This window comes from Pseudomonas sp. LBUM1657 (assembly GCF_059716075.1).
The window spans coordinates 1,159,797-1,179,362 of sequence record NZ_CP166799.1; the positions used below are offsets into that span (position 1 = coordinate 1,159,797).

At 58.9% G+C, this 19,566-nt stretch carries 14 protein-coding genes; 8 read left to right on the forward strand and 6 right to left on the reverse strand.

What is annotated here, in order from left to right:
- Positions 1–289: 289 nt before the first annotated feature.
- Positions 290–2,701: a glucose/quinate/shikimate family membrane-bound PQQ-dependent dehydrogenase gene (locus tag ACA055_RS05240; RefSeq protein ID WP_497682666.1), complete on the reverse strand. Its 2,412-nt coding sequence runs from the start codon at positions 2,699–2,701 to the stop codon at positions 290–292.
- A 214-nt stretch (positions 2,702–2,915) separates the two neighbouring features.
- A complete protein-coding gene (locus ACA055_RS05245; RefSeq protein ID WP_497682667.1) occupies positions 2,916–4,298 on the reverse strand; it encodes a carbohydrate porin in 1,383 nt (460 codons plus the stop codon).
- A 284-nt stretch (positions 4,299–4,582) separates the two neighbouring features.
- On the opposite strand from ACA055_RS05245, the gene ACA055_RS05250 reads away from it, so the two are divergent.
- Positions 4,583–4,813, forward strand: coding sequence for a VF530 family protein (locus ACA055_RS05250; RefSeq protein ID WP_007944895.1), 231 nt, complete (start codon positions 4,583–4,585; stop codon positions 4,811–4,813).
- 2 nt (positions 4,814–4,815) lie between these two features.
- Positions 4,816–5,496 carry a Pr6Pr family membrane protein gene (locus ACA055_RS05255; RefSeq protein ID WP_497682668.1) on the forward strand — a complete coding sequence of 227 codons (681 nt, stop codon included), beginning with the start codon at positions 4,816–4,818 and terminating at the stop codon, positions 5,494–5,496.
- A 95-nt stretch (positions 5,497–5,591) separates the two neighbouring features.
- Here the strand turns inward: ACA055_RS05255 and ACA055_RS05260 are convergent, their stop codons facing one another.
- The 3 genes from ACA055_RS05260 to ACA055_RS05270 form a co-directional block, all read right to left on the reverse strand.
- Positions 5,592–6,377 (reverse strand): siderophore-interacting protein, encoded by a 786-nt coding sequence (locus tag ACA055_RS05260; RefSeq protein WP_497682669.1) that lies wholly within the window; start codon positions 6,375–6,377, stop codon positions 5,592–5,594.
- Positions 6,374–6,949: a PadR family transcriptional regulator gene (locus ACA055_RS05265; RefSeq protein WP_497682670.1), complete on the reverse strand. Its 576-nt coding sequence runs from the start codon at positions 6,947–6,949 to the stop codon at positions 6,374–6,376. Before ACA055_RS05265 ends, ACA055_RS05260 begins: the two co-directional genes overlap by 4 nt.
- Before the next feature lie 294 nt (positions 6,950–7,243).
- On the reverse strand, positions 7,244–7,423 hold the full coding sequence (locus tag ACA055_RS05270; protein WP_497682671.1) for a hypothetical protein: 180 nt from the start codon (positions 7,421–7,423) through the stop codon (positions 7,244–7,246).
- Between the two features lie 34 nt (positions 7,424–7,457).
- Here ACA055_RS05270 and ACA055_RS05275 point away from each other — a divergent pair, with 34 nt between their 5' ends.
- From ACA055_RS05275 to ACA055_RS05300, 6 genes are all read left to right on the forward strand, one after another.
- Positions 7,458–7,949: a CS1 type fimbrial major subunit gene (locus ACA055_RS05275; protein ID WP_497682672.1), complete on the forward strand. Its 492-nt coding sequence runs from the start codon at positions 7,458–7,460 to the stop codon at positions 7,947–7,949.
- A 109-nt stretch (positions 7,950–8,058) separates the two neighbouring features.
- Positions 8,059–10,581 (forward strand): TcfC E-set like domain-containing protein, encoded by a 2,523-nt coding sequence (locus ACA055_RS05280; RefSeq protein WP_497682673.1) that lies wholly within the window; start codon positions 8,059–8,061, stop codon positions 10,579–10,581.
- Positions 10,582–10,586: 5 nt separating this feature from the next.
- Positions 10,587–11,849 carry a hypothetical protein gene (locus tag ACA055_RS05285; RefSeq protein WP_497682674.1) on the forward strand — a complete coding sequence of 421 codons (1,263 nt, stop codon included), beginning with the start codon at positions 10,587–10,589 and terminating at the stop codon, positions 11,847–11,849.
- Positions 11,850–11,908: 59 nt separating this feature from the next.
- Positions 11,909–12,652, forward strand: a complete 744-nt coding sequence (locus tag ACA055_RS05290; protein WP_497682675.1) for a molecular chaperone — start codon at positions 11,909–11,911, stop codon at positions 12,650–12,652.
- A gap of 47 nt (positions 12,653–12,699) precedes the next feature.
- Positions 12,700–13,194, forward strand: a complete 495-nt coding sequence (locus ACA055_RS05295; RefSeq protein WP_497682676.1) for a CS1 type fimbrial major subunit — start codon at positions 12,700–12,702, stop codon at positions 13,192–13,194.
- Between the two features lie 71 nt (positions 13,195–13,265).
- Positions 13,266–14,525, forward strand: a complete 1,260-nt coding sequence (locus tag ACA055_RS05300) for a hypothetical protein (RefSeq protein ID WP_497682677.1) — start codon at positions 13,266–13,268, stop codon at positions 14,523–14,525.
- Positions 14,526–14,591: 66 nt separating this feature from the next.
- Here ACA055_RS05300 and ACA055_RS05305 read toward each other — a convergent pair whose 3' ends face one another.
- Positions 14,592–19,433 carry an NEL-type E3 ubiquitin ligase domain-containing protein gene (locus ACA055_RS05305; protein ID WP_497682678.1) on the reverse strand — a complete coding sequence of 1,614 codons (4,842 nt, stop codon included), beginning with the start codon at positions 19,431–19,433 and terminating at the stop codon, positions 14,592–14,594.
- Between the last annotated feature and the right edge of the window lie 133 nt (positions 19,434–19,566).

Here is a 19,566-nt window from a genome sequence, read left to right on the forward strand (position 1 = left end):
GCCTACCGTCCCAACTTCCTAGACGACAACCGACAGAACTTGTCGGAATCCTCTCCAAGACCGGCTGAATCTGTAGGACATACGCAAATTTTTTCAGGCCGATCACGATCAAAATGTGGGAGCGGGCTTGCTCGCGAATGCTGTTTAACATTCAGCATTGAAGTCGACTGACACACCGCTTTCGCGAGCAAGCCCGCCCCACATTTGTCCTGCGGTGGGGCAAAAATTGACCCACAAAAAAAGGCGACCCCCTCACAGGAGTCGCCTTTGCTTTAACTGCCGCTAGAACTTACTCGGACAGTTTGTACGCAATCACATAGTCACCTTGCTTGGTGCCCAGCGACCCGTGACCGCCGGCAACGACCAGCACGTATTGCTTGCCGTCCTTGCCGGTGTAGGTCATCGGTGTGGTTTGCGCGCCGGCTGGCAGGCGACCTTCCCACAGCTGCTTGCCGTTTTTCACGTCGTAGGCGCGCAGGTACTGGTCGAGGGTGCCGCTCAGGAAAGCAACGCCACTGGCGGTGGTGAAGGTACCGCCCAGGCTTGGCACGCCCATGCTCAGAGGGATCGGAACCGGCGCGCTGTCGCGCACGGTGCCGTTCTTGTGCATCCAGATGGTTTTGCTGGTGGTCAAATCGACCGCCGCCACGTAACCCCAGGCCGGTGCCTGGCACGGCAGGCCCATTGGCGACAGCAGCGCTTCGAGGACCACGCCGTACGGCGCGCCTTTGTTCGGCTGCACGCCTTCGGTTTCGCTTTTGCGCGGGCCTTGGGCGGCGATTTCGGCGGCCGGGATCATTTTCGATTTGAACGCCATGTAGCTCGGGTTCACGAACGCAATCTGACGCACCGGGTCAACCGAGATGCCGCCCCAGTCGAACACGCCGAAGTTGCCTGGATAGACGATCGAACCTTGCAGCGATGGCGGCGTGAACGGGCCATCGTAGCGCATGGATTTGAAATCGATCCGGCAGATCAGTTGGTCGAACGGGGTGACGCCCCACATGTCGCGTTCTTGCAACGGCGGTGGCATCAGGTTGAGGTCGGATTTCGGCTGGGTCGGCGAGGTGTGATCACCTTCGACAGCGCCTTGCGGCACCGGCACTTCGTTGATCGGTACGATCGGCTTGCCGGTGCTGCGGTCCAGCACGTAGATGCTGCCTTGCTTGGTGGACGCAAGGACCGCCGGCTTCACACCGTCTGCGGTTTTCAGGTCCATCAGGGTTGGCTGGCCGCCGACGTCCATGTCCCACAAGTCGTGGTGGGTGAACTGCATGTGCCAGCGCACTTTGCCGGTGGCGATGTCCAGGGCGGTCAGGCCGGCGGCGTGCAGTTCCGATTCAGGGGTGCGCGCGCCACCGAACTGGTCCGGGGTCTGGTTGCCCATCGGCAGGTAAAGCATGCCGAGTTTTTCGTCGACCGCGAACATGGACCACATGTTTGGCGAGTTGCGGGTGTAGACCTTGCCTTCGGCAATCGGCGTGGTGTCGTCCGGGTTGCCGCTGTCCCAGTTCCACACCAGTTTGCCGGTGTGCACGTCGAACGCGCGGATCACACCGCTTGGCTCGTCGGTGGAGACGTTGTCGGTCACATGGCCGCCAATCACCACCAGGTCTTTGGTGACCGCCGGTGGCGAGGTGGAGTAGTAACCGCCGGCAGTGAAGCCGCCAATGTTGGCGCGCAGGTCGACCTGGCCTTTGTCGCCGAAGTCTTCGCACATCTTGCCGGTGTCGGCGTCGAGGGCGATCAGGCGGGTGTCGGCGGTTGGCAGGAAGATCCGGCGCGGGCAGACGGTGCTGACCGGTGCCGAGCTGGCGCTGCCCGTCGGGCTTTGCTCGGAGGCGTAATCGGCGTCATCGTGATAGGTCACGCCACGGCAGGTCATGTGCGCCCAGCCTTTGAAGTTCTCCGCGTTTTGCGTGGAGAGCTTCGGATCGAAACGCCAGATTTCCTTGCCGGTGTCCGGGTCCAGGGCGATCACCTGGCTGTGCGGCGTGCACACGTAGAGCATGCCGTTGACTTTCAGCGGGGTGTTTTCAGCGGTGGTTTCGCCCGGGTCGTTCGGCCCTGGCAAGTCGCCAGTGCGGTAGGTCCAGGCGGGCACCAGTTTGTTCACGTTTTGCGGTGTGATCTGCGCCAGAGGCGAGTAACGATCGCCATGGGCGCTGCGGCCGTAGGAGTTCCAGTCACCGTCGGGCATGGCCGGGGCGGTGTTGGTCATGCCAGGTACGCTGTCGCGGTCCAGTTCGCCTTTGATTTCACCAGGGTTGGTGAACTGGCTGGCCAGTGCGGTGACGCCAGCGATCACGACGGCGGCGCTCAGGGCGCCCGTGCCTTTCGGGGCCGGGCCGGCGTTCAGCAGCGGACGACGGAACCACGGCAGCAACATGACGATGCCGATGGCGAACAACATGGCCAGGCGCGGCACCAGTTGCCACCAGTCGAGGCCGACTTCCCATAGGGCCCACACGGTGCTGGCGAACAACACCAGGGCGTAGAGGCCCAGCGCGGCGCGGCGGGCGGCAATCAGCAGCACGCCGGTCAGCGCCAGGCCGATACCGGCCAGCAGGTAGTACAGCGAGCCGCCGAGCATGCTCAGCTTGATCCCCCCGGCCAGCATGGCCAGGCCCATTAGCAGAAGCAGGATGCCGAGCAGGGTCGGCAATAGACGGCTTCGACTCAAAGCACCATCAGTGCTCATAGTGTGGTTCTCCGTGACGTTTCAAGTAGTCCCGCGCAAGTTCACTGTAGATGACGATCCTGTGCGGGCATGGTTCAGATAAAAAGTGTTCGGTTGATGCAGTCCTTGTGGGAGCGGGCTTGCTCGCGAAAGCGGTGGTTCAGTCAACAGTGATGTTGAGGCTGCCGACCCCTTCGCGAGCAAGCTCGCTCCCACAGGATCTTTGTGGCGTTGGTCAGAACGATGACTGGATCTTGATCCCGCCAATCAGTGCGTCATCGACCTTGTCCACGCCACCGGGGTGGCGGATGTATTGCAGGTTGGGGCGCACGGTCAGCCAATTCGTGACGTGCACGCCGTAATAGAGTTCGGCGCTGTATTCGGTGTCTTGCGGTGGCAGGAACGATGGGTCGTCGTAGTCGAAAACGGCGCGGGCCTGATTGGACGCCTCGGCATTCTTACGATAGGCCGGGTTGACGTGAACCCGGGCCAGCGCGAAGCCGATGTCATCCTTGGTGCGGGCGTCGAACAGGCCTTTGTAGACGACGCCGGCCTGGACGTAGTTGTCGATCGCATTGGTTTTCTTGTCGTGCATCGTGCCGTTGGCGAACACGCTCAAACCGCGCGAGTTATCGCTGGCACGGCTGGTGAGTTGCTGCTGCACACCGAGCCACACGCCGTGCTTGCTCGACGCGCTGCGGTAAGCCTCGCCACTCAGGGCGGCGGGCTGGCCATTGCTGTCCTTGTAGGCGTCAGTGGCCTTGGCATTGCTGTAGTAGTAGCCGGCGCGGTATTCGCCCGGCAGGCCGTTGAGCTTCGGCGACCAGACCAGTTCCACCGGCAGGATCGCGCCTTGGGTGCCGCTGCCGCTGAGCTTGAAACCATTGCCACGATCGAGGTTCGACGGGTTTTGCTCGTAGGCGCCGATTTGCGCGTAGAGCTCCGGCGTCAGGTGATATTTGACCCGCATCGCCCATTGGCTGACCGGCCAGTTGTACCAGATGCCGCCGACCCAGTTGCCGACCTGAGAGCCGCAGAACGCCAGGTTCTGGAAGTCGCAGGGGAAGCTGTTGAAGTCTTCGCCTTCGCCGAAGCGGCCGACCTTGATGTCGAGTTTCCGGTCGAAGAATTTCTGCTGATACCACATCTGCGTCAGGCGCCAGGTTTGCCCACGGCCCCAGACTTCCTGGGCCGAAGTGAAACCGCCAACCCGTGGATCGTTGATCCGGTCATTGCTGATGTTGTTGCCACTGCGTTCGGTGATGGTCAGCTGAAATTCGGCGTCGTTCCAACCGAGGATTTTCTGCAAGTCCAAGTGGGTGCCGAAGGCAAACTGATCGCTGTAGCGCGCGGTGCGGTCGTGATCGTAGCCGCCGTGCAGGTTGCTGCCCATTTCGCCGGTGTAATCGACTTTGAAGTCGTAGCCTTTTTCCGCAAGTTCAGTGCGCATGCCGTTCCAGTCGCCGAACATCCACGGCGAGTCGCTATCGAAGGCCGGGGCGGCCTGAACACAGGTGGCGAGGCCCAATGCGGTGAGTCCGCCAATCAGGTTCAGGGCTTTGCGGCTGGTAGCGGCAGGCAAGACAGCGCTGTCTCGCGAGGTGTGAAAATCAGGCATAGAGAAGAAATTCTTGATCTTTTTCTGGGGGATGAACTGAAAACAGCAGGAATGAAGCCGATAGCAGAAGCGTTTCAGCTTGTCGGGCGCAAGGATAATGATCTGTTACAAATAGAGAAAGGGCTTTTACTGACATGGATCGTTTCGGATTTGGTAACAGTTCGCAGCGGCGATTTTTCGTGCTTCACCTACATTTAACAGACAGCCAACAGATCGCTTCCCCCCAACGAAGCCCTCGGCTAAGGTGCGCGGCTTCCAATTCCTACTTCGCTCGAAGGCCCGGCATGACCGAACAGAACAACAACCCGCTACACGGCGTTACGCTGGAGCAGATCCTCAACGCCCTGGTTGAACACTACGAATGGTCGGGGCTGGCCGAGCGCATCGATATCCGCTGCTTCAAAAGTGATCCGAGTATCAAGTCGAGCCTGACGTTCCTGCGCAAAACCCCCTGGGCGCGGGAAAAGGTCGAACGCCTGTACGTGAAGTTGATGCGCACCAAGCGTCCGGTCTGAACATGGCTACACAACCGACGCCAGGTTCTGCCGCGAGGCGTCGTTTTGTTGCTGTGGCTGCGGTACTCGGTTGGGCGGGCTTAAGCATTCAGCTGTACCTGATTTTCTATTCACGCTGGACCCTGGACGCCAGTCTGTTGGGCGGTCTGGTGAGTTTCTTCAGCTATTTCACTGTGCTGAGCAACACGCTGGTGGCGACGGTCCTGACCTGTGAGTTGACCTCCCGCGAGTCGGCGGCGCGGCGCTGGTTTTTGCAGCCGAGTGTGAGCAGCGGGGTTGCGGTGAGCATTGCTGTGGTCGGCCTGGCGTACAGCCTGTTGCTGCGCCATTTGTGGCATCCCGAAGGCTGGCAATGGCTGGCCGATGAGCTGATGCATGACGTCATGCCGTTGTTGTTTTTGGTGTACTGGTGGTGCTGCGTGCCCAAAGGCCAGTTGCGTCTGCGGCACATCGCGTTTTGGGTGATTTACCCGCTGGTGTACTTCGCTTACTCGCTGTTGCGCGGGCATGTGCTGGCGGTTTATCCGTATCCGTTCATTGATGTGGAGAAGCTGGGTTATCCACAGGTGTTTATCAATGCCGGGGGGATTTTGGTGGGTTTCCTGGTGATTGCGTTGTTGGTGGTCGGGGTGGATCGGTGGTGTGGGCGGCGTGGCATTGGTTTGGGTGTGTGGCGTCGGTGAGATCGCCTTCGCGAGCAAGCCCGCTCCCACATTGGATCTGCTTACAACAGACCCTTGTGGGGGCGAGCTTGCTCGCGAAGAGGCCCGAGAGGCTGTCACTCTTCAGAGCTGTCACCCAGCCGCCAATAGCCGACCGCTTTGACAAACTGCTCGTTCAGCCCGTGCTCATCCAGCAACACCCGGCGAATCTGCCGTGACACTTTGGTTTCGGTTGCGACCCAGGCATACACGCTGCCAGTGGGAACCTCCACCTGGCGCACAGTGGTCAGTAAATGGTCCTTGCCACCTTCGCGCAGCACCCAGATCACATTGACCTCGGCAGCGCTCTCCAGCACTTGCTGCTCCTTGCCGTTCTCCACTTCGATAATCACCAGCGCACGCCGGTTGGCCGCCAGGCCTTCCAGTCGTCGAGCGATGGCGGGCAGGGCGGTTTCGTCGCCGATCAGCAGATAGCTGTCGAAGATGTCCGGCACGATCATCGAACCCCGTGGCCCGCCGATGTGCAGGAACTGCCCTGGTTTGGCTTGTTCCGCCCAGGTCGAGGCCGGGCCGTCGCCGTGCAGGACGAAGTCGATGTCCAGTTCCAGCGTGTCGAGGTCGAAGCGGCGTGGCGTGTAGTCGCGCATCGCCGGCAGTGGCCCGTTGTCTTTGCCGGCACCGAGCACCAGGGTTTCCAGCGCAGCCTGTTCCGCCGCGTTCTGTGGGAAAAGCAGTTTTACGTGGTCATCCGTGCCGAGGCTGACGAAGCCTGCCAGCTCCGGGCCGCCCAGGGTAATCCGGCGCATGCGCGGGGTCAGGTCGACCACCCGCAACACTTCCAGCCGGCGGCGTTTGATCTCATGCATGACGCGGTGAATGGTTGGCGTGATCACTTCGGTCATTCGGCTTTCTCCGGAATGGGTTGAACGAGCGGGCCATCGACGATGGCTTTGGCGGTGTCATTGAGCAGGGTGCTGACGCGCAGGATTTCTTCCGGGTTCCAGCGACCGTGGTGCAGTTGCAAGGCATGCCGCAAGTTATGCACCGCTTCGTGAATTTCAGGCGGGCGATCATGCCCGCGCAGCGAGCGTTTGCTGACGTCGATGCGCATCCGCACGCCGTCCAGGGCGACGGCTTGCTCACTCAGGGACTGGCGTCCGGCGTCGGTCACGGCGTAGCGTTTTTTGCCGCCTTCGGCGTCGCCCTGAATCATTTCGCTTTCTTCCAGAAAGGTCAGGGTCGGGTAGATCACACCGGGGCTGGGGCTGTAGGCGCCGTCGAACATGCCTTCGATCTGGCGGATCAGGTCGTAGCCGTGGCAGGGCTGTTCGGCGATCAACGCCAGCAGCAACAGTTTCAGGTCGCCGGGGGCGAACACTCGTGGGCCGCGACCCCCGCGTTCACGGCCGGGACGTTTCTCGAAGCCGTCGCGGCCGTCGCCGTGTTCGCGGTGGGGGGAATGATGGTCTCTCATTTTTTGCCTTCTCTCGTCGTGTTTAGATACAACTTAAGATATATCTTAAGAAAAGGGCAAGCACTCCAGACCAACGGTTGCCTCCTTGTCTGGCGCGGAAGTCGTCCCAAGGGAGGTCAAAATCGCAGTCATTTTCCGGTCCAATCACCTGTTAATTCTGGAAAATTAGTGTTAACTCTCTAATGCGGCGATATGAGCCTTTAGTTACAGTGGGTGTGGTACTTGTCTTACGGAAGTTGTACAGAAATAGACGCATCGTAACTGCCATGTTTTACCCCGTTTGTAGTCCAGCTCTTACAGTCGTTCTTTGCTTGTCTCATTATTTCGGGTTTTTTCACGCCGGTGCTGTGCCGACTTGGCTACAACTTCGTCAGAACTTGCCTGCTTACTTTCCGGAGCGATTGCTTGAATATCTGTCGGCGTTGAAAGTTCAGAAAAAACACCCTGGCCTCCACCAGGGTTTGCGGACTTCAATGAGCCAATCCTTAGATAAGAAGACAGGTATTAAATGATGTTCAAGAAAATCGCGATGACTGCTCCACTGGCCATTCTGGCACTGAGTTCCTCCATGGTTTTTGCTGCCGGGGAAGCGCAACATTCCATCAGTCTGGTCGCCACCGTTCCGGAAAACGGTTTCTACGTGACGCCTGTCGATCCGGACCTGGTCAACAAGGATCAGGACATGAGCCCACGCACAGGCTCCAATACCCTGACACCTTTGGTCGGCCATTTTGATGTGCGCAACAATAACGGGTCGGTTCACACCAGCCTGGTAGCCACGCCAATGCTCTACGGCGGGGCCAACACGATTCCTCTCAACGTTACGTTCAATGACGTTACGCTCACCACTACACCGCAGCTGGTCGTCGGTGAACAAGAGTCCGATGCGAACTTTCGCGCGGTACTCAACATCAGCGCGGTCGGCATCAACCATCCTGCGGGTGACTACACCGGCGACGTCACTATGATTCATGACGCCGTTCCGCCTGTTGCACTCTAAGCGTCAAGCAAGACCCTGAAACGCTTACTTGTCCAAGTAACGCAACCGGTCGGTAAATATGTTATTTGCCGGCCGGGCTTTAATCTATTGGTAATTAGAGTACGTGTTCATGTTCCCGATGACGCCCATCGCGGCTGCGCTTGCGTTGCTGCTTTGTAGTAGTGCATTTGCAACGCCCACGGTTGTTGCTAATACACCGAAAAGTTTGTTGTCTCAGGCTAAGGGTTTGCCGGCGGACTTCGAGGAACACTTCTTTGATGTTCCGTTGGCGGTTCGAGTCGAACTTGATCAACAGCCACTGGGCGAGGCGATGATTATATTGTCTCGCGATGACCGTATTACCTTACTTGAATTCACCGACACCAGTGAAAGTAACATTGGTGCCGTCGAGCGTGACACCTGGGCAACTTACTTGAAGTCGGGCGTGGCGCTTGGTGCCTGCGCGGGTGCGTGTCCGGAACAAATGCAGGCCATTCACTACAACCTGCAAAATTCATTGGTGTCCATCGGTACTGAAAACGCCGAGCGCGACACCGAAGCCAAGCGCTACTACGACCAGCCCGAGGGCGGCAGCAGTGGCCTGATGGTGCGCAATCAACTCAACCTCAACGGTGGGCAGGAACAGGATCTGGGCGGTCGCTTTGGCCTGGAGGCCAGTGGCAGCCTGGGCAATTGGACCCAGACATTCAACATGCAGCTGGCCCGTCTCGGTGGTTCGGATGACAAGCTCTATCACGCGATACACGAACTCCACACTCAGCGCGAATTGCAAGGCAGCTTTTTTCGCCTGGGTTTCTTCACCCCCAATTCCGAAGGCCTGACCCGTCAGCCGCGCACCTTCGGCACCAGCCCCGATACCGCCGTGGGCGTGATGTTCGGCAGCTCTGACAGCCTGGCGATCGACAGCCCGAAACCGAGTGTCTATCCGATCTACGTCACTGCCAACCGCCAGGCCTCAGTGGAGATATTCCGCGACGGTCTGTTGATAAATACCCAATCGGTGCCGGCCGGCTTGCAGACCCTCGACACCCGGCCGTTGCCCGGTGGTATTTACGAAGTGGAAGTACGCCTGATCGAGGATGGCCAAATCACCTCCACGACCCAGGAGCTGGTGTACAAGCCGAACAACTGGCGCAATCTCGATGACCGCTGGCGCTACAACCTGTTTGCCGGGCAGGAACGCAAACTGTTCAGCAACTGGGATCAACAGGCCAGCGGCGACTCAACGGCCGGCGCGTCGATCAATTACCTGCTGCACCCCAGGGCCATTCTCGGGCTGTCGTTGCGCCAGGTGCGCGAAAAACTGCAATACGGCAGTTCCATCGACTGGACCCTGGCCAACAGCCTCAGCGTTTACGCGAATGTGTATCAGACCGAAGACCACGGCACCGGGGTCGATCTGCAAGGCCTCTACAACTATGGCTCTGGCAGCGTGGTGGTCAGCCACAACCGCAGCTGGCTCGATACCACTTACACCTACGACACACTCCCCGACGGCACCCGTGTGCGCCAACGCAATGTGTTCACCGGGCAGACCAGCAATTCATCGCTGGCACTGAATCACCGTATCAGCCGTAAAAGCTCGATCAACGCGCGGGTCTCCCACAGCGAAGGTAACGTCGAAGGCGTTGGTGTGGACCTGGGCTGGACGCAACGCGGTGAGCTGTTTGGCAGCGATGCCAATTGGCGCCTGTCGCTGTTCGATCGTCCCGGTAGCTACAGCAGCGGCGATGCGCGCAATCGCGGGGTCGACCTGAGCGTCAACGTCGCACTCGGCGCACCGGGGCAACAAATATCCGGCAGCATCGGTTCGCGCACGGCACGCGATGGCAGCCGTGACAACAACGCCTCGCTGGGTTACCGCAAAGACTTGCAAGACCACGTGTTGCAGAGCGTCTCGGTGACGGCGCTCACCGATACCTATGGCGTCGGCGTGTCGAGCCTGGCGAACTTTCGCACCGATTCGATGCGGGGCGACGGGTTTATCCAGCGTTCGTCCTACAACGGCAACTTCACCGGTGGCCTGAACCTGGACAGCACGGTCGCCATCGGCGCGCAGAAGATGGTGATGACCAGCCAGCACCTGGGCCGGGGCGCCGGGATGATCGTCGACGTCGAGTCCGACATCGACGACATCGCCTTGCGCGCTGACGACTTGAGTGGCGGCAGCGCGGCCTTGCGACCGGGGCGAAATTTCATCCCGATCACCGCCTACAAGAACAGCTCGGTGAGCTTCGATTTCGAAGGCAACCATGTGCCTGCGGCGACCATCGAACCGGCGCGCACACGGTATCACCTGAACAAGGGCGGCGTGGAATATCGCAAGGTGCGCGTGATGCGAACCCTGACCGTGCTCGGTCGCCTGCTCGACCCGCTAGGTCGACCGCTCAAGGGGCACCACGTGATCAATCACGCCAGCCGCGGGGTGAGTGAAGTCGACGGGTTCTTCTCCATGGAAATGAACGCCGGCTCGCCGACCCTGGAAGTGCGTTACGCCGATCAATTGCTGTGCCAGTTCCGCCTCGATGCAGGCAAGTACCGCAGTGAAAACAACGTGCTGATGATCGGTGATCTGCGCTGCAGTCCGGATACGTTGGCCGATGCAACACACATGATTGAGAAGGCGGGATGATCGACATGAGTTTCTTCAACAGGTTTGGGAAAAAACTGCGTAGTGGGGCATCGCTGATGATCCTGTATGGGTTGTGTTCGTTACCGGCGGGTGCGGCGGTGTTGAACATCAATGCGTCCTTCGCCCCGGATTCGGCCGCCCCGCAGAGGAATGAATTCAAGAATGAAACGCCGTCTCAAGGTTTCTGCACCCAAGTCCCTCAAGCATGTGAGCCGGAAGGCCTGTTCAGTCTGATCGCGCCGATTGCCTTTGCGGCCAATGCACCGATCCGCGCCAACCATGCGGATCCACGCCAGGGGGGAATGGCCCAAGTACCCTCGGAGTGGAGGGATGTGCAGGTCACTCATTCGTCTGGGGAGACCCAGATCGTCAAGATTCGGATTGCTGGCATCGGTCACGAATCGGCAATACCGGTGCCGATCTCCGAGTTGACGGGGCAGGATGGGTTGCGCGGTTGGGACACGCTGTGGCAGGGAGGCGGATGGATTTATGCGCCGTCCCCTTGCCAGGGTGTCGGTTGGGCAACCGCCGGGAGTAATGGTTACAACAGCTTCTGGAAAGTCCCCCAGGGCGCGGGCGTATGCGCCAAACAGGCCCTCATCGAAATTCCATTGTCCTTTCGCTACCTGTACTTCGTGTTTGGTTACCAGCTGATAACCCCTAATCCGTTGAACATGCAGAGCGGTCAATACACCGGTTCAATCACCTTCAGCGTCGGCCCAGGTCAGGATTTCGACATGGGCGATGTCATGCAGCCTGATGATCCCATGTTGACCCTGAATTTTACTCTGGATGTTCAACACACCCTCAAAGTCGATATTCCGCCCGGCGGCAACAAAGTCGAATTGGTGCCGGAAGGCGGCTGGCAAAGCTGGCTGCAAAACGGGCGCAAACCGGTGCGGCTGTTCCGTGACCAGACCTTCAATATCTCCGCGTCGTCGCGGTTCAAGATGGAATTGAGCTGCTTCATGACCGGGACGACGGATTGCATGATTGCCGACTATCTCTCGGGGAGGACCGCGGCGGTGAAGATGTCTATCAGCTTGCCCGATGGTTTGACGGACCTTGCTGGAGAACCGGTCAAGCGCAAGCGTTTTTATCCTGGCTCGCATATGGCCCAACAATTTCAGCCTGCCTTCTATGTCGATCGGACCCCCGGCGTGCTGCACTTCGAAATCGATTCCACTTACGTGAACTCAATGCTGCAAGCCGGTCGTGCGGCCACCTATTCCGGGTCTGTCACGGTGATCTGGGATTCGGAAGTCTGATGGGCTGCGCATCGAACGGTCGGGCCAGCGTTGTATTCAATGTCATGAGGTTCAAGGTTATGAAGCGTCTGTTTGCATTGTTAAGTCTGGGCGGGTTTTCCCTGGCGATTCAGGCGGGTCCCAACATCAATGTCGGGACGGTTTACGACTATCTGGATGGCGATAAAAGTACCTACCTGAAACGGGTGTTCAACGGCGGCGACAGCACCGCTTTCGTCAAGGTCAACATTCTGGAAATCATCTATGACGCCGATGGCACGCCCCGTGAAGTGCCGGTCAAGAGCCAGGCTGACGCCAGTGCCCGCGACGGGTTGATGGCCAGCCCCGCGCGGTTGATCGTGCCGGCCAATGGCATGCAGGGCTCGCGTCTGTTGTACATGGGCGAGCGTGACACCGAACGGTATTTCCGGGTGCGTTTCGTGCCGGTGGTGCTGGAAAAGGAAGACGAGTTCGCCATCTCCCAGGAGGAGCGCGACGACTACAAAAAGAACCTGTCGGCAGGGGTCAACGTCATGGCCGGGTTCGGCACGGTGTTCTTCGTGCGGCCCAAGAACACGCGTTTCGACAGCGTGATCGATGACAGCCCTGGCACTTACAGCATTCGCAACAACGGCAACACGGTGGTGGTGGTCGATGAGTTCAAGAACTGCTCGTTAAAGGTCGAGACAGAGTGCGAACCGACGACCAAGCACCACATCCTGGCGGGAAAGAGTTTCCAGTTCGAGAAAAAAACCGGTCGTGAGTACCGCTTCCAACTGATTGAAGGCCAGGCCAAAAAGCCCGTGCGCATCGCCAGCCGGTAGCCCCGATCCGTGTTGCTGCGTTTTTCTTTGATGAACAGGTACCAGACATGATCAAGCAATGGGCTATCGCGGCGTCATTGGGTGCTGCGACGCTGATGAGTTCCCAGGTTTACGCGGCGCGGGAAGAACATGAGTTCGAGATTTCGGTGAATATCCCCACCCTGGATTTTTACGTGATACCGGCGCAAACGGACTGGATTCATCGCGAGCAGATTTTGCCGTGGAATCCCCACACCTCGACCCTGGGCGGCTTGCGCAAGTATTTCGATGTCAAGCATGACACCAGCGCGATTGAAGCGCGGCTGGAGAGTGAGCCGTATCTATCCAACGGCAAGGATGCCGAGAATATTTACTTGCGGGTCAGCTTCAACGGTCAGGAGTTGAGTCACGACGCGCAGCCCCGGCAAGTGGTCTCGGCACAGGAAGCCATGACAGGCAGTCGGGTGCGGCTGGACATTGAACCAACAGTCCCCTCCGGTGGTTACAAACCGGGCAACTTCTACGGCAACGTGCTGCTGGTGTTCAGTGCGGCGGCGCCTTGAGCATCGGGATAAAAACATCGCCATAGGAATGGCATCAACATCCATCGCATGACAGGGAGTCATGATCGAAGATGAATTTAGCAAAGGCATGTAAAACCCACGCAGGGTGGCTGTTGTTGGGTGCATTAACCGTTGAATCGGCAACCGCTGCGACCATGGACATCAGCGCTTCGTTCAGACCCGATCCGTCCAAGCCCCATGAAAACAAATTCACCAACGACACACCGGTATCCGGGCATTGCGAGCTTCAGCCGGATTTCTGCAAGGAAAAAGGCCTGTTCTCGTTGCTGGTCCCGATTGAATTCCGATCCGTCGCTCCGATCGTGGCCGGGCATGCGAATAGCCGCCGAGGGGCGATGTTTGCGGTGCCCGGAGATTGGCGACGATTCACTGTCAGGAAGGTCGACAGCTCCGAAACTTCACAAGTCGAGGTGCGCATTGTCTCGATCGGCGGGCGCTACATTCTTCCCGATACGGCACAAAACCTGGTCGGCGAAGGTGAACCTACCAACGTGCAAGGCTGGCATACCCGTCTGTGGGGCGACTGGACCTGGTACCCGCCAAAGCCTTGCCAGGCCACGGGCGGCATGTATACCGAACCGCACCAAAGAACTTTTTTCTGGATGACTTCCAATTCAAGCGTGTGCGCAGCAAGGGCCAACTACCCTATTTCGAGCCTTTTCTATGACCGGATGCAGATCGGTTATGAGATGCGTACACCTGATCCGCTGCAAATGTCCGCCGGTCAGTACACCGGTAATTTGACCTACAACGTCGGCCCCGGAATGGACTTCGACATGGGCGATGTCATGTACCCCAACGACTCCACCCTGACATTGAATTTCACGCTCGATGTTGAACATACGCTCAAGGTCGATATCCCACCGGGCGGTAACAAAGTCATGCTGGAACCGGACGGCGGGTGGCAAAACTGGCTGCAACACGGACGCAAACCAGTGCGCCTGTTCCGCGACCAGGTCTTCCATATCTCGGCGTCATCACGGTTCAAGATGCAAATCGGCTGCGAAATTCCCGGCCTGTACGACTGTATGATTCGCGACCCCGTTTCACAACGCGCCGTGCTGGTGCAACTCAGCGTCAGCCTGCCCGATGGTTTGACTGACCTCGCCGGCGTACCGGTCAAGCGGCGTCGTCTGATACGTGTGGGCCAGGAGGAACATCAAAAGTACCAGGCGGTGAATTATGTGAATAACCGGCCCGGCATACTGCACTTTGAAGTCGCGCCCGAATACATGGATTACATGCTGCAACCCGGCGTAGCGGCCAACTATTCGGGGAGCATCGTCGTGATCTGGGATTCCGAGGTGTGAAGACGGCCGCTGCACCTGAAGGCTGTCTTCAGGTGCAGGGCACCGGTGATCCCGGCGAGGTTGGGTCTATGGGTGGCCAGCCATTCTCAGCGCCATTCGAGTCAGGCGCCGGGCCAGTTCCTTTTCGTTGTCGAAGAGGTCGTTGAGCAGTCGCTCATAGACCTGATCGGCCATTTCCTCACCGGTGAGCACGATTGTCTCCGGCACTGACAGTTGCCTGGCAAGGTCTTTGAGTTTTTCCCCAAGCTGGTTTCTGTACTCATCCGTATGGTGCCGGGAATGAGCCCAATTGTTCTGCGTTTGTCGCAAGTCCTCTAGCAACGCAGCTTTGGTTTGGTAGTACAGCCTGGCGTTGTCCTCAAACCTGCGCGGATGGGTCGCGCGCAAGTAGTCGATCCAAAAACCTTGTTCCAGCATCTGGTTCACCAGCCCGTCACCGTGTTCCAGAGCCAGCACCGCCCCGTAGGCGTTGTCGATCATGCTTTCGCTCACACCGGCAACCGGACGGTACAGCATGGTCTTTGACTGCCAGGGTAATTCGAGGCGTTGGGCCAGCCCGGTCTGGTAGGCAAGATAGACCTCGACTTCATCCGGTGTGAGGCCGCTGGCCATCCGTTCCTGCATGTCTGCGCGGGCAATTTCGTTGACATGATTCAAACGCGCCGCGCCCCTCGCCAGGGTCACCAATTCACGTTCGAGCATCTGCGGCGAGGTGCTGAACGACCAGGCCTCCGAGGCCAGGACTTCCAGTCCCATGTTGTTGAACAGCTGAGCCCCGGCGTCGGCGCAATTGGTGGGTGCGTTGGCCATGGTGAAGAGCTTCATTCGCAACTCGGCATCCATGTCCGCGGCATCGATCATTCGCCAAACCCGCTTGGCCAGTTCGGTTCGAAATTCGCCTCCCTGTTGATAATCCCCCGATTGGGTGAGGCCGCGGATCACGGTGAAGAACCCCGCCGAGTCAGGCTCATCGACCAGATCGCTCCAGGCCTCTCTTCGGTATCGGCCAAGGCCGGGAGAAGGGGACCACCATTCGCTGTCATCAGTGACTGGCCAAAAGACCAGATCGTTGTCGGTAGCGGCTGGATAGGCATGTCGAGGGCTGAGCCCCACGGAGGTCCTGAGTTCTTCGTAGGCGAACCTGTTCACATCGCTCAGCGTATTTGCATCGAGACGGGTACGGGCCACGATAAGGGCGTCCTTCGAACCGGGAATCACGTCTGGAATGAGGTCGATCGGGTTGTCCTGCAGGTCCAGGAAAAAGCCGCGAGGTCGAGGTTTGGCAAACGTGCCTTGGGGCCAGGTGTTGATTCCGGTGTCGCGCAAGCTGAGGGTTGTCAGTCCGGGCATGCGAGCGACGTCCGGTAGTTGGCCCAGCGGGTTGCGATCCAGCCTGAGGGTTTCCAGATAAGTCAGGCGGCTCAGTTGCTCGACACTTTGAGGTGTCAGCCGTATCTGGTTATCGCTCAGGCGCAAGGTAGAAAGCACGTGCATCCTTCCCGCACCAAGAGGGAGTTCGGTCAATTCGCACCGCCGCGCGCTTAACTCGACAAGGTGCGGGAAGTCTTTCAACAGCCCGGTCGGTTGGGTGGAAAAGCGCGTGTTGTCCAGATTCAAGACCGTCACGTTATCCAGGAACCGCCTGAGATCGGGTTTGCGCTGCCACCAGGTTTCAAGATTAATGCTGCTCAGCTCACTTGACAGGTCCAGCCTGTAACCGCCGTCAGGCTGTGTGCTGCGCTCATCGAAGATTCGGGTTCTGCGTTCAAAGCACTCGATGAGTCGTTCGGTAATGTGTTGCCCGCCGCCGTTGCGGAAACCCTGGGTATCCGGGCCCCAGGTGTCGGGTTGCTGATAACGCCATTGATTAAGGATGACGCGCAGGTCATGGAGTTGATCTTCAAGCCTCGTGAGGGCGGGGACGGGGTCGTCCAGCACTTTCAAGCGCTCGACAAACGCCCTGGCCTCCTCGGCGCTAAAGGTAGGATAGAGGTCGCGAACCCGACGATTCAGTGAAACGGAATCGCCCTTGCTCAAACCTCCACCCTGCAGCAGCAAGGTGGTCGTTCTGTCCCGCACCGCGCGTACGGGGACTTCAGCGAGGGCGGTTCGGCGGGGTTCGGGGCTGGCGAGGATTTGCTTGATCCACTGCTTGAACGCCTTGCCCTGGCCGAACTGGAAACCCAATGCGTTGCGCTGATTCTCCGGCATGGCGCGCAGCAACGATTCATAGAGGCTGCTGGCCCCGTGAAGCCGGTTGTTCTCCTCGTCGAACACCTCGTACCTGTTCTGCTCGCCGGTTTTACTGACCAGCGTGCGAACGCGGGTGGCCATTTCCGGGCCGACGCTACAGCGCAAAACGCCGTGCGGTGAGCCGTCGCGAATGTCGATGCGCAGATCGGCGAACACGTCGCTGTGCAGCCTTAAGGCATTCACCACCAGACGCTCGGTGTCCGGCGTCAACGCCGAACGCCCGTAGAGGCTTTCGGTCGCCCGGGCAGCCCGCGTTTCGAAATTCAATTCACGGGCCTGATTTTTGATGCGTAATGGAAGGCGTTTTTCGCTGAGCATCGCCAGGCGTTCCGCGCCGGTGGCGTTGGCCAGCAGCTTCTGGCTGATGCTGGACGGGAGTTCGGGGAACGTCTCTCTGAGCAGTCTCACTTGCGGGTCACGGGTTTTTTCCCGGTCGCGGTAAGTCTGTTTGACCATGCTGTTCATGTCGAACGGGGCCGAATCAGGGGCGGGCGTCAACGGTTGGCTGCTGCGAATCTGCTGTTCCAGCAGCGCGACAGCTTCATACGCCTCGAAGCGTTTTAGCGTATCGGACAGCAGCGGCGGTGGCGCTTCAGACTCGACATACATCCGGCGCAAGGCATCGTGGTCGGTGCCGCTGATGGCCCTGATCTGTTCCAGTTCGCCGTCGGAAAACCGCTCGACCGAATGCCCGAGCCGGCGCATCAGTTGGCGTTCACTCCAGGTTCTGGGTTGTTCGCCCTCATGCACGAAGGCGCCGAAGCGATTGTGTTTCACCTGCGGGCGATAAGCGTCCGGCCGCAGCGGATGGACCACTCTGATCCGCCCAGACGGTTCGTGTTCGACCTCAAGGAGGTGATCGTCCTCATGGGGCAGAAAGACTTTGCCCTGATGTCGGTGAAGTCCCCAGGCGTCAGGTGTCGCGTCATCGGGCAGAGACAAATTCTGTTGGCGGTAGGGCTTCAGATCGGGATGCCACAGGCGTTGACTGCCGTCGGGCAACTCCACCGGTTTCATCGCCTCGATGAAAGGCAACGGGAGGGGTTTGCCGAGTTCAGCGACGCTTCCAAATATGCCCACCTGAACCAGGTTTTCGACAAAGCCCAGCACATAGCCGGCTGCTTCGGTTGTCTGGTCTTCAGCCCAATCCACAATGCCTTCGAACACCTCGTCGGTCAGTTGATAAGCGGTGTACGCCAGCATCAACTCGCCGAGCACCGGCACGAACGGCGTGACCACGAACAGCGCGACATTGAAAATGTCCGAGAGCATCTTCTCCAGGTTGTCCCACCAGGCCCAACGGGCCATGCGGTCGGCATCCTGGGTAGAGATAGCGAGGTCGCGGGCATCGTTGACGATCTTGTTGAGCCTGACCCGGAACAGATACTGCCAAAGGTCGTCGTTGGCCGGGTCGGATGAGCGGTTTTGATCGTCATCGCGGATCGCCTGGACGCTGAAACTCAGGTTGGGATTGTCCACCGGTGTGTCCTTCCAGACGGGACCGCCAGACTGACGATCCCGCTGCTGCCATTTCACGGTGCTCAGGCGTTGATTGAGACCAGCGAAGAAATTACCTCGCTCCTTGTGCGGCACAAACTGACTGAAAAACTGCTGATAACCGCTGGCGCCCGACAGCTGTTCGCTGGCGGGGTTTTCTTCACGTAGCTGGCGAGTCAGTTCGGCCATGAATTCGGCCGGTGACGGGTATTCCTTGAGCGGGTGTTCGTGGTCATGAGGGACGTAAGCGATCAGTCGGGCAGGCTTGCCTGGGGTCGGATCGGTGGTGATCAACAGGATGCCCGCAAGCACCGTTTCCATCATCGCCAGGTTGTAGTAGCCCACTTCCTTGCCGTCCAGCCTCAAGCCTTTTTTGCCATGGGCCAGATCGAGGATGAGTTCATGGCCATCCGCACTAATGTGTTGTTTCAGCAGTGCCAGATGCGCTGCTGCTTTCAGCGCAGCCTTTTGGCTGGCGATGACCGCCGTGCGCACGTCATTGGCGATTGAGGGGATGGTGAACCCGAGGTCTTGACGCAGTGTTTGCTGATAGCGCGCACCGATGTCCAGGGTTCGGCAGAGGCTCTTGAATACATCGGCGGTGAGGCGCTTTCCCGTGACCCTGTGGTTGAAGTGCAGCGTTTGCATTTGTCCACGAGGATCCGGCGGGCCAAGAAAAGCGAAGTCCGAAAATTTTTCGTCTTTGGAGAAATTGTGCAGGGCAGCATCAAGCAGCGAGATCGTCCGGGCTTTCGTGCCACCCTTGAAATCGTGCACCCACCACGGCTTGTCGGTGGCGGCATAGAGTCGCAGGTAGGTGTTCCTGACATCGATGTCGCCGTAATGCTCGTTCAGTGCTTTTTTCAACAGGGGCTCGGCGAAACCATAGACATCGGTCAGATGCCCAAGCATGGCGTCCACGGTGTTCTGGGTTGACCAGTGCTTGGACATCGCCGTTTTCAGCCGATGATGGGCCGGGCGAGCAAGCGCTTTGAACGGGGCGAAGTCGCGATGGGCTGCCTTCAAGGCGCGAGCGTTGGCGGAGGAAATACCGGTGATCCAGGCGGGCAGGGCCTGAGCGATCCAGGCGTCGTGAATGCCTTCGTTGTGGGTTTTGGTGGTGTGGCGTCTTTGATCAATCCTTGATGAAATCGTCATGTTCTAACCGTCAAAAGCTGTAAACAGGCCCTTCAGGTTAGGCAGGTGCCGCGGTAGAAAACAGTTCAAATACAGGGTCGGATCTGCTCGAAATACGCCTCAAATCCTCAATAAACAAAGAGCGAAAAATACC